General features: G+C 74.9%; 8 protein-coding genes. 7 read left to right on the top strand and 1 reads right to left on the bottom strand.

All coding sequences use genetic code 11. From position 1 onward, the window contains the following. The first annotated feature begins 48 nt into the window (after positions 1-48). Entirely contained in the window at positions 49-2,256 is a 2,208-nt protein-coding gene (locus BDZ31_RS12185) for a helix-turn-helix domain-containing protein (RefSeq protein WP_183342374.1), read from the top strand. Between the two features lie 34 nt (positions 2,257-2,290). Further along, complete coding sequence (locus BDZ31_RS12180) at positions 2,291-3,733, top strand: amidohydrolase family protein (RefSeq protein WP_183342372.1); 1,443 nt, start codon at positions 2,291-2,293, stop codon at positions 3,731-3,733. Here the strand turns inward: BDZ31_RS12180 and BDZ31_RS12175 are convergent. Next, positions 3,730-4,734 (bottom strand): fumarylacetoacetate hydrolase family protein, encoded by a 1,005-nt coding sequence (locus tag BDZ31_RS12175; protein WP_183342371.1) that lies wholly within the window; start codon positions 4,732-4,734, stop codon positions 3,730-3,732. The two genes, BDZ31_RS12180 and BDZ31_RS12175, sit on opposite strands and share 4 nt — an antisense overlap. A 228-nt stretch (positions 4,735-4,962) precedes the next feature. Here BDZ31_RS12175 and BDZ31_RS12170 point away from each other — a divergent pair, with 228 nt between their 5' ends. The 5 genes from BDZ31_RS12170 (at position 4,963) to BDZ31_RS12150 (ending at position 11,055) form a co-directional block, all read left to right on the top strand. Further along, positions 4,963-5,757: a cyclase family protein gene (locus tag BDZ31_RS12170; protein ID WP_183342369.1), complete on the top strand. Its 795-nt coding sequence runs from the start codon at positions 4,963-4,965 to the stop codon at positions 5,755-5,757. Further along, a complete protein-coding gene (locus BDZ31_RS12165) occupies positions 5,754-7,340 on the top strand; it encodes an AMP-binding protein (protein ID WP_183342367.1) in 1,587 nt (528 codons plus the stop codon). The genes BDZ31_RS12170 and BDZ31_RS12165 overlap by 4 nt, the downstream gene beginning before the upstream one ends. Beyond that, positions 7,337-8,536 carry a CoA transferase gene (locus BDZ31_RS12160; RefSeq protein WP_183342365.1) on the top strand — a complete coding sequence of 400 codons (1,200 nt, stop codon included), beginning with the start codon at positions 7,337-7,339 and terminating at the stop codon, positions 8,534-8,536. The genes BDZ31_RS12165 and BDZ31_RS12160 overlap by 4 nt, the downstream gene beginning before the upstream one ends. 169 nt (positions 8,537-8,705) lie before the next feature. After that, entirely contained in the window at positions 8,706-9,359 is a 654-nt protein-coding gene (locus tag BDZ31_RS12155; RefSeq protein ID WP_221243001.1) for a TetR family transcriptional regulator, read from the top strand. Beyond that, positions 9,352-11,055, top strand: coding sequence for an FAD-binding dehydrogenase (locus tag BDZ31_RS12150; RefSeq protein WP_183342363.1), 1,704 nt, complete (start codon positions 9,352-9,354; stop codon positions 11,053-11,055). Before BDZ31_RS12155 ends, BDZ31_RS12150 begins: the two co-directional genes overlap by 8 nt. Positions 11,056-11,101 lie beyond the last annotated feature (46 nt).

Here is an 11,101-nt window from a genome sequence, read left to right as displayed (position 1 = left end):
GCCACGGAGGACGCAGGGCACAACTGGGCACGTGAGGACGCGCTCGCGATGCTGCGAGCGGCACTCGAGCTGACGTCGGCGCTCGGCGGCGGATCGCCGTGCGCGCTCGTCTGGCAGGAGCCGGGCGGCGCGCTCCACCACGTCGGCACCGGCGAGGAGCAGCCGCACGACGACGTGCTGCGCGGCTGGCTGGCGGCGGCGGAGAGGGTCGCGGCGGGCACGGTCGCCGTCGGTGCGGGCGCGGGCGCCGGCGCGGAGGCGGGCGTCGAGGCGGGCGCGGGCGCCGAGGCGGCGGACGCGGAGGCGGGCGCGGGCGCCGAGGCGGGCACGGGGGCGCGGGTCGCGCCGGTGCGCGACGCCGACGGCGCGCTGCTCGGCGCGCTCGTGCTCGGCGACGGCGGGCCCGACGGCGGCGCCGCCGACGCGGCGCTGGAGCGCGTCGCAGGCCCGGTGCAGCGCTTCCTGCGCGTCGCGCTGGAGCGGACGCAGCAGGCCGCCGAGCGCGGCAGCGCCTACGAGGCGCTCGTCGAGATCGGCACCCAGATCCAGGCCGAGGAGGTCCACGCCGACGCCGTCTTCGAGCTGATCGTCGAGCGCGCCCGCGAGCTGTGCGACACCGACGTCGCCTGGCTGGCGCTGGTCGACGAGCACGCCGAGGAGGTGCGCGTCGTCGTCACCGCCGGCGGCACGACCGAGGCGTTCGGCCAGATGGCGGTCCGCCTCGGCACCGGCATCGGCGGCGCCGCCGTCCTGCAGGGGCGCACGATCCAGGTGCGCGACCAGGAGCTGTACGGCAACGAGATGCCGGCCGCCGTCCACAACGCGCTCGCGGGCGAGGGCGTCGTCTCGGTGCTCTGCTCGCCGATGCTGCGGGCGGGCCGGATGGTCGGCGCGCTCTACGTCGGCATGCGCCGCGCCTCCGACTTCGGGCCGGGCGCTCCGGGCCTGCTGTCGGCGCTCGCCTCGCAGGCCGCGATCGCGATCGAGAACGGCCGCCTCTACCGCGCGCTGGCGGAGAAGAACGAGACGCTGGAGCGCTCGTTCGCGATCCACCGCGAGCTGACCGACGCGTCGCTGGCCGGCGAGGGGCTCGACCAGCTCGGGCGCAAGCTCGCGCAGCTCGTCGGCCGCGACGTCGTCGTCGCGCGCGCCGACGGCGCGACCCTGCCGCGCCGCTACCCGTGCGACCCCGACGCCGAGGCGGTCGTCGTCGCGCTCGACGACGACGGCCCGGCGCCGGCCCAGGAGGCGGTCGGCGTGATCGCCGACGAGGCGCGGCTGGGCACGATCCACGCCGCCGGCGACGAGCCGCTGTCGGCGCTGCAGCGCTCGGCGCTGGAGCACGGCGCGACGGTGATCGCGCTGGAGCTGGTCAAGCAGCGCGCCGCGCTCGAGGTCGAGTGGCGGCTGCAGGGCGAGCTGCTGGAGGAGATCCTGCGCAGCGGCGCGACGCCGGGGGAGAGCCTCGTCGCGCGCGCCGCGCACTTCGGCATCGAGCTGGAGCGGCCGCGGCGGGTCGCCGTGCTGGAGCCGGTCGGCGACGTCGAGGAGGGGCGGCTGCTGCAGCTGACGCGGCTGGCGCTCGCGGCCGGCGGCGGCGAGCCGGCGCTCGTCTGCAAGCGCGGCGCGCGCGTCGTCGTCGCGATCCCGGAGGCCGAGCACGACGCGGCGCTGGCGCGCGTCGCCGCGCTCCAGCGCAAGGCCGCACGCGCCGGCGTCGAGCTGCTCGGCGGGCTGAGCGACGGCCGGCTCGACCTCGGCACCTCGCTGCGAGAGGCCGAGGCGGCGCTCGGCCTGGCGCGCTCGGGCGCGCGCGACGGCGGCCGCTCGCTCGTCAGCTGCGAGGCGCTCGGACCGCTGCGGTTCCTGCTCGACGCGCCCGACATGACCGAGATGCGCGCGCTCGTGCGGCGGGTGCTGGGGCCGCTGGCCGAGCACGACGCGCAGAGACCGCGCACCCAGCTGCTGCCGACGCTCGCCGCCTACCTGGAGGCCGACTGCCACCAGCCGACGACGGCGGCCGCCTGCCACATCCACGTCAGCACGCTGAAGTACCGGCTCGCGCGCATATCCGCGGTGCTCGGCTGCAACCCGCGCGAGCCGGCTGCGCGCTTCGAGCTGCAGCTCGCGCTGTCGGTGCTCGACGTGCTGCGCGCGCTCGGCTCCGACCCGCTCGCCGACTCGTCCGGACGCGACGAGACCGCCGCCGGAGAAGCGTCCGGGCGGGACGGGGACCGGCCGCGAGCGCGCCGATAGCGTGGCCGCAAATCCTGACTTCGGAGGTGGAGAGATGTCATCGGAGCGAACGCTGATCCGCGGCGGGCTCGTGCTCGTCGGCGATCCGCGCGACAAGCGCATGGAGCGCGCCGACGTGCTGGTCGAGGAGGGCAGGATCGCCGCGCTGCAGCCGGATCTCCAGGTCGCCGACGCGCGCGTGATCGACGCCGCCGGCAAGTGGGTGCTGCCGGGCTTCGTCGACGCCCACCACCACCTGTGGCAGGCGACGATGCGCGCCGTCTGCGCCGACTGGAACCTGAACGACTACTTCTGGTGCATCCGCCGCAACCACGCGACGGTCCACACGCCCGAGGACGTCTACGCCGGCGTGCTGTCGGCCGGCTACGGGCTGCTGACCTCGGGCGTCACCTGCACGATCGACTTCTGCCACTGCATCGTCACCCCCGAGCACGCCGACGAGGGTCTGCGCGCCTTCCGCGAGCTGGGGATCCGCGGCGTCTGGTGCTACGGCATGTACTCGCCGCCGGTCGAGGAGGGGCCGCTGCTCGACTTCGAGGCGCGCGTCGCCGACCTCCACCGCGTGCGCGAGCGCGAGTTCTCGGCGCAGGACGACCTCGTCCGCCTCGGCATCGCGCCCGCCGAGATGGGCGTCGTCCCGTTCGCCCAGACGAAGGCCGAGTTCGCGCTGGCGCGCGAGCTCGACGTGCTGCTGCACCCGCACACCAACTGCCGCTGGCGCCCCGCCGGCGAGGAGCTGCGCGAGGTCGAGATCTGGCACGAGCACGGGATGCTCCACGCCAACCAGCTCCATTCGCACGCGAACACGTGCAGCGACCACGAGCTGCAGCTGCTGGCCAGATCGGGCGGCGCCGTCTCCGGCACGCCCGACACCGAGCTCGGCATGGGCCTCGGCTTCACGATCTGCGGCCGCGCCGACGCGGCCGGCGTGACGACCGGCATCGGCGCCGACACGCAGTGCAACAACGGCCCCGACCCGTTCGTCGGCATGCGGCTGGTGCTGCAGAGCGAGCGCATCCGCGAGCAGTGGCCGATCCTCACGACCGAGGGCCTGAAGGGCGTCGACAAGCTCAACGTGACGGTCGCCGACGTGCTGCACATGGCGACGCTCGGCAGCGCTCGCGGGATGGGCCTCGGCGACGTCTGCGGCTCGCTCGAGGTCGGCAAGGCCGCCGACGTGCTCGTCTTCGACGCCGACCAGCCCCACCTGCGCCCGGTGATCGACCCGGTCTCGACGATCGTCCTGCACGGCGGCGTCGCCGACCTCACGACGATCATGGTCGGCGGCAGAGTCGTCAAGCAGGACGGCAGACTGGTCGGCTACGACCTGCAGCGCGCCAACCGCCTGATCGACGAGGCCGGCGGCCGGGTCGCCGACGCGGTCGAGGCGCGCGGCGGCTGGTACCCGCCGGTGCAGCCCGACCTCGCCGAGGCGACCGACCGCATGCGCGCGGCGAACCTCGCGGGCGTCTACTAGAGGCCCGCCGCCGGCTCGGGGCCTGCGCCTCTGCGTCCGACGCGGTTGCGCAGGACCCCGATGCCGTCGACCTCCAGCTCGACGACCGAGCCCTCGGCGATCCAGCGGTCGAGCTCCAGGCCGCAGCCGCCGCCGACCGTGCCGCTGCCGAGGTGGTCGCCGGGCAGGAGCGTCTGCTCCTGGGAGACCCACTCGATGATCTCCTCGAAGCTGAAGCGCATCGTGCCCAGCCCGCCGCTCGACCACGTCTCGCCGTCGACCCGCGCCGTCATCCGCGCGGCGTCGCGGTCGAAGGCGTCGGCGGTGACGAGGCACGGCCCGAGCGAGGTCGCGAAGTCCTTGCCCATCGCCGGCCCGAGGCCGACCGTCATCTCGCGCCGCTGGATGTCGCGGGCGCTCCAGTCGTTGTAGATCGTGTACCCGACGATGTGGGTCGGCGCGTCGGCGGCCGCGATCCGCCGGCCGGCCTTCCCGACGACGGCGCAGACCTCCAGCTCGTAGTCGAGCCTGTCGGTGTAGGCCGGCCACGGCACGAGGTCCTCGGGGCCGTAGACGGCGTCGACGTTGCCCTTGTAGTGGACGGGCATCTCGAACCACTCGGGCGGGATCTCACGGCCTCTGCGGGCTCTGCGCACGTGCTCCTCGACGACGAGGAAGTCGCGCAGGCTGTTGGGCCGCGGGACCGGCGCCAGCAGGCGCACGCTGCCGGGCGCGTGGCGCACGACCGCGCCGTCGCCGAGCTGCTCGACGCCCTCGGCGACCGCCGCCTCGACCGCCTCGCGCGCGGCCTCGATCCCGTGCTCGCCGGTGCCCAGCAGCGCGAGCATGTCGACCGGCGTCTCGACGGCGGCGAGCGCGGCGGCGTGCGGCAGGCCGCGGCGCGCGAGCAGCGCGGTGCGCGCCAGCGCCAGGTCGATCACGGCGTCGTCGGCGTCGGACAGCGCGCCGCTGCGGCGGACCCGTCCAAGCGGGGTCGGCAGCTCGTAGGTCACGAGTCGCACAGGTGTCTCCTCCTTGCTGTGCCTGGTCTGGAGCGCCCGACCCTAGCGGCGGCTCGGCGCCGTGACCCGGTCCGCGGAAGCCGAGCGTCGCGGCCGCTATTCGGCTCGCCGAGACGAGGAAGGCCGTCGGCGGCGGGAATAGCGTGAGCGCATCGTGTGAGCTCGCGGGCCGGAGGAGACGTGGCCGCGCGTCGGCGACCGCGAGACAGTGCGACAGACGAGGAGAGCATGAGCAAGCTGCAGTTCGTCGACCTGAGCGTCCCGATCCAGCCGCCCGTCGAGGGCGAGATGGCCGGCGACCTCGCGGTCGCGCTGGCCGCGCGCGTGACCTACCAGGACCACGAGCAGTCGGTCGAGCGGGTCACGAGGACGTTCGGCTGCGACGTCGCCGACCTGCCCGACGGGAAGGGGTGGGCGACCGAGCGGGTCGAGCTGTCGACCCACGCCGGCACGCACGTCGACGCGCCCTGGCACTACTTCCCGACGACCGCCGGCAGACGCGCGCGCACGATCGACGAGCTGCCGCTCGACGCCTTCTTCGGCGACGGCGTCGTGCTCGACCTGACGCGCTTCGGGCCGGGCGAGCGCGTCGGCGTCGACGCCATCCGGGAGGCGGTCGAGGCGACCGGCGCGCCGCTGGCGGAGGGCGAGATCGTGCTGCTGCGCTACGACGGCGACAAGAGCTTCGGCACGGCCGACTACTGGAACCGCTACCCGGGGCTGAGCGCGGAGGCGACGCGCTGGATCGTCGACCAGGGCGTGCGCACGATCGGCACCGACGCGGTCGGCTTCGACCGCGACTTCCCCAGCATCAAGGAGGCGTTCGCCGCGGAGCGCGACCCGGCGCTGCTGTGGGAGGCCCATCGCGTCGGGAAGGACCGCGAGTACTTCCAGATCGAGAAGCTGGCCAACCTGGCGCGGCTGCCGGCCCGCGGGTTCACGGTCGCCTGCTTCCCCGTGAAGGTGGCCGGCGCCAGCGCCGGCTGGGCGCGGGCGGTGGCGATCCTGGGGCTGCCGCGGTGAGCGCGCCGGCCGAGCGGCGGCTGTCGGCGGTCGCCGACCGCACCGTGCTCGACGTGCTCGCCGCCGGCGCGGCGCAGCATCCGCGGCGCGAGCTGCTCGTCTTCGACGAGATCGGCGCCGGCGTGCGCGCGTTCACCTGGGAGGAGGTGCTCGAGCGCTCGCTCGGCGTCGCGCAGTTGCTGGCGGCGCGCGGCGTCGGCCGCGGCGACCGCGTCCACCTGCACATGGGCAACCGGCCCGAGTTCCTCTTCACCTGGTTCGGCTGCGCGGCGCTCGGCGCGGCGATCGTGCCGACCAACACGCTCGCCAGCCCCGCCGAGCTGAGCTTCGCGCTGGAGCACAGCGGCGCGGTCGCGTCGGTCACCGAGGCCGACGGCGAGGCGGCCGTGCGCGAGGCCGCGGCGGCGCTCGCGCGCGCGCCGGAGATCGTGGTGCGCGAGCGCGACGGGCTGCTCGACCCGCCCCCGCTCGACGCCGGCTCGCCGCTGCGCGCGGGCGCGGCCGCCGCGCCAGACCGCGACCTCGGCCTGCTCTACACGTCGGGCACGACGTCGCGGCCGAAGGGCGTGCGGATCACGCACGCCAACTACGTCTACGCGGGCGAGGTCGTCGCGCGCAACCTGCGGCTGTCGCCGGCCGACCGGATCCTCACGGTCCTGCCGCTCTTCCACGCGAACGCGCAGTTCTACACGACGATGGGCGCGCTGGTCTCGCGTGCGACGCTCGTGCTCGTCTCGCGCTTCAGCGCCAGCCGCGTGCTCGGCCAGGCGGTCGCCCACCGCGCCACGGTCGCGAGCCTGTTCGCGGCGCCGATCCGGATGATCCTCGCCCAGCCGCGCGACCCGCGGTGGCGCGAGCACCGCCTGCGCGCGGTCCTGTTCGCGCAGAACCTGACGAGCGCGGAGCTGGCGGCGTGGGAGGAGGCGGTCGGGGCGCCGCTGCTGCAGCTGTACGGCATGACCGAGACGATCGGACCGCCGCTGATGAACCCGCTCGACGACGTGCGGCGGCCGGACGCGATCGGCCGCGTGACGCTCGGCTACACCTGCCGCGTCGTGCGCGAGGACGGCGCGCCGGCGGCGGTCGGCGAGGTCGGCGACCTGCACGTGCACGGCATCCCCGGCCTCTCGCTGATGCGCGGCTACCTCGACGACGAGCAGGCGACGGCGGAGGCGCTCCAGGACGGCTGGCTGCGCACCGGCGACGTCGTGCGCGTCGAGCCGGACGGCTTCCTCGCCTTCGTCGACCGCAGCAAGGACATGATCAAGCGGGCCGGCGAGAACGTCGCCGCCAGCGAGGTCGAGCACGTGCTGCGGGCCCACCCGGGCGTCGCCGACGCCGCCGTCTTCGGGCTCCCGGACCCGCTGCGAGACGAGCAGATCGTCGCCGTCGTCGTCCCGCGCGAGGAGGGCGCGCAGCCCGCGGCGCAGGAGCTGATCGACTGGTGCGCGCAGCGGCTCGCCCGCTTCCGCGTCCCGTCGAGGATCGCGCTCGCGGAGGCGCTGCCGCGCACGTCGGTCGGCAAGATCCAGAAGCACCTGCTGCGCGACGAGTGGCTCGCGGCGGACGGGGGCGAGCGGTGAGCGGACTCGCGCTCGACGGCGTGCGGGTGCTCGCCGTCGAGCAGTTCGGCGCGGGGCCGTGGGCGACGCTGCAGCTCGCCGACCTCGGCGCCGACGTGATCAAGATCGAGGATCCCGGCAGCGGCGGCGACGTCGGCCGCTACGTCCCGCCGGCGCAGGTCGGCGAGGACTCGCTCTACTTCGAGGCGTTCAACCGCGGCAAGCGCAGCGTCTCGCTCGACCTCCGCTCGGAGCGGGGGAGAGCGGCCTTCGCGCGCCTGGTCGCGCAGTCCGACGCCGTCTTCAGCAACCTGCGCGGCGACGTCGCCGAGACGCTCGGGCTGACCTACGACGCGCTGAAGGCGCACAACCCGCGGATCGTCTGCTGCTCGCTGTCGGGCTTCGGGATGACCGGGCCGCGCCGCGCGCAGGGCGCCTACGACCACACGATCCAGGGGCTCGCCGGCTGGCAGGCGATCACCGGGGCGCCCGACGACGAGCCGACCAAGAGCGGCCTCTCGCTCGTCGACTTCTGCGGCGGCCTGACGGCCGCGATCGCGATGCTCGCCGGCATCCTGCACGCGCGCGAGCACGGCGTCGGCTGCGACGCCGACCTGTCGCTGTTCGAGGTCGCGCTCGCGCAGCTCAACTACCTCGGCACCTGGTCGGCGTCGCGCGAGATCGCGACGGCGCGGCGAGCGCGCGGCGCGCACGCCTCGATCGTGCCGTTCCAGAACTTCCGCACCAGGGACGGCTGGATCGTGATCGCCTGCCCCAAGGAGCACTTCTTCCGGCGCCTCTGCGGCGCGCTCGACCTGCCGCAGCTGCTCGACGACCCGCGCTACGCCGACTTCGCCGCCCGCGGCGAGCACCGCGAACCGCTCGTGGCGGCGATCGAGCGGCGGCTGCTGGAGCGGCCGACCGCGGCGTGGATCGAGCTGCTGGAGGCGGCCGGCGTCCCGTGCGGGCCGGTCAACGACGTCGCCGCCGCGCTGCGCGACGAGCAGGCGAGGGCGCGCGGCGTCGTCGGCGCGATCGAGCATCCGACGCTCGGCACGGTCGGCCACGTCAAGAGCCCGCTGCGACTCAGCAGCGGCACCGCCCCGCTGCGGCCGGCGCCGCGGCGCGGCGAGCACACCGACGCCGTGCTGGCCGAGCTCGGCGGCCTGCGCGACGACGAGCTCGCCGCGCTGCGGGCGAGCGGCGTGCGCGGCTGAGCGCGGGCCGTCGCCGCCTGCGGCTGACCCGCGGCGCGGCGCGTCGACGCGAAGCCCGCACTCGCCCCACGAGACCCCCGCCGACGCGGGGGTCTCGTCGTTCTGGCGCACCTCGCGGCGGCGGTTCACGCTCCACGATTCAGTTCTGTATCTGATACGTTTCTGTATCGTGACCGAAGCGCGTCAGCCGCAGTCGTCGATCGCCCGCCCGCCGCGTGTCACGAAGCGGCGCGCGGAGACACGGCAGCGGCTGCTCGACGCGGCGCTGGAGGTGTTCGCCGAGGAGGGGTTCGGGCGCGCGAGCGTCGAGGACGTCTGCACGCGGGCCGGCTACACCCGCGGCGCCTTCTACTCGAACTTCGCCTCGCTCGACGAGCTGTTCCTGGCGATGTGGGAGCAGCGGACCGAGGCGCTGCTGAGGGCCGCGGGGGAGGCGCTCAACGAGGCGGCGCACCGCCCGATCCGCTCGCTGGAGGACGGCATCGACCGCTTCCTGGAGGTCGTCGCCGTCGACGACCGCTGGTATCGGATCGAGGCGGAGTTCACCGCGCACGCGCTGCGCACGCCCGGGCTGCGGGGGGTGATGGCCGAGCGGGAGGCGAGGATCGCTGGGCTGGTCCTGCCCTATCTCGAGCGGGCGCTCGGTCACGTCGGGCGGCGGGTCGTCGACCGCGAGGCGTTCGCGGCCGCGCTCGTCGCCGTGCACGACGGCACGGCCGTGCAGTGTCTCGTCGAACCCGACGCTCCGCTCGCGCACCAGCGGCGTCGGACCCTGTTCCTCGCCGTCGTCGAGTGCTACACGGAGGCAGATCCCGATGCATGACCCTGATGTGATCGTCGTCGGCGCAGGTCTGGCCGGGCTGGTGGCCGCGCATGAGCTGGTGAAGGGCGGGCGCAGCGTCCTCGTCCTCGACCAGGAGAACCGCAACAACCTTGGCGGGCAGGCGTTCTGGTCGCTCGCCGGGCTGTTCTTCGTCGACAGCCCGGAGCAGCGCCGCGCCGGGATCGAGGACTCCTACGAGCTGGCGCTGGCCGACTGGCTCGGCTCGGCGCAGTTCGACCGCGAGCGCGAGGATCGGTGGCCGCGCAGGTGGGCCGAGGCGTACGTGAGATTCGCCGCGACGGAGAAGCGACGGTACCTGCGCGACCTCGGCCTGCGCGTCCTGCCGATGCCGGGCTGGGCCGAGCGCGGCGCCGGCGTCGCGGGCGGCCACGGCAACTCGGTGCCGCGCTTCCACCTGACGTGGGGGACCGGGCCGGAGCTGGTGCGGGTCTTCCAGGAGCCGCTCGAGGAGGCCGAGAAGCGCGGGCTCGTGCGGTTCGCCTTCCGCCACCGGGTCGACCGGCTGATCGTCGAAGAGGGCGCCGTCGTCGGCGTGAGCGGGAGCGTGCTGGAGCCGTGCGACGCGCTCGAGCGCGGCGTCGCCTCGCCGCGCACGGCCGTCGGCGAGTTCGAGCTGCGCGCGAAGGCGGTCGTCGTCTGCTCCGGCGGGCTCGGCCACGACTTCGACCTGATCCGCCGCAACTGGCCGCGGGAGCGGATGGGCGAGCCGCCGCGCGAGATGATCGCCGGCGTCCCCGCCCACGTCGACGGCCGCATGCTCGGGATCAGCGAGGAGGCCGGGGCGAGCATCGTCAACCGCGACCGGATGTGGCACTACCCCGAGGGCCTGCGCAACTGGAACCCGGTCTGGCCCCACCACGCGATCCGCATCATCGCGGGGCCGTCGTCGATGTGGTTCGACGCGCTCGGGCAGCGGCTGGAGGCGCCGTTCTTCCCGGGCTGCGACGCGCTCGGCACGCTGAGACGGATCCTCTCGACCGGCCACGACCACTCGTGGTTCATCCTCAACGAGTCGATCATCGCGCGCGAGTTCGCGCTCTCGGGCTCCGAGCAGAACCCCGACATCACCGGCAAGGACCTGCGCAAGACGGCCCGCAGCCGGCTGAGCTCCTCGACCCCCTCGCCGGTCGCGGCGTTCAGACGCCACGGCGTCGACTTCCTCGTGCGCGACGCGCTGCCGGAGCTGGTCGCGGCGATGAACGAGCTGGTGCCCGAGCCGGCGCTCGACGCCGCCGCGATCGAGCGGCAGATCCGCGCCCGCGACCTCGAGATCGCCAACGCCTACGGCAAGGACGCGCAGGTGATGGCGATCCGCAACGCGCGCAAGTACCGGCCGGAGCGGACGCGGATCGCGAAGCCGCACAGACTGCTCGACCCCGAGCACGGCCCCCTGATCGCGGTGCGCCTCAACGTCTGCACCCGCAAGACGCTCGGCGGGCTGGAGACGAACCTCGACTCGCAGGTGCTGCGCCCCGACGGCGAGCCGTTCCCGGGGCTGTACGCGGCCGGCGAGGTGGCCGGCTTCGGCGGCGGCGGGGTCCACGGCTACAACGCGCTGGAGGGCACGTTCGTCGGCGGCTGCGTCTTCTCCGGCCGCGCCGCCGGGCTCGCGCTCGTGCGCGAGCTGCGGTCGGCAGCCGCCGCGAGGCCGGTCGCCGTCGAGGGGGCGGCGTGAGCCCGCGGCGGGCGGCCTCGGGCGCCGGCGCGATCTCCTGAGGAGG

Origin of the sequence: Conexibacter arvalis, from assembly GCF_014199525.1 — a bacterium.
GTDB lineage: Bacteria > Actinomycetota > Thermoleophilia > Solirubrobacterales > Solirubrobacteraceae > Conexibacter > Conexibacter arvalis.
This window is presented reverse-complemented; position numbering and strand designations above follow the sequence as displayed.

Coding starts and splice junctions, on each gene's coding strand:
- BDZ31_RS12150 (WP_183342363.1), top strand. CDS start 9,352: ATGCATGACCCTGATGTGATCGTCGTCGGCGCAGGTCTGGCCGGGCTG.
- BDZ31_RS12185 (WP_183342374.1), top strand. CDS start 49: ATGCTGCGAGCGGCACTCGAGCTGACGTCGGCGCTCGGCGGCGGATCG.
- BDZ31_RS12170 (WP_183342369.1), top strand. CDS start 4,963: ATGAGCAAGCTGCAGTTCGTCGACCTGAGCGTCCCGATCCAGCCGCCC.
- BDZ31_RS12180 (WP_183342372.1), top strand. CDS start 2,291: ATGTCATCGGAGCGAACGCTGATCCGCGGCGGGCTCGTGCTCGTCGGC.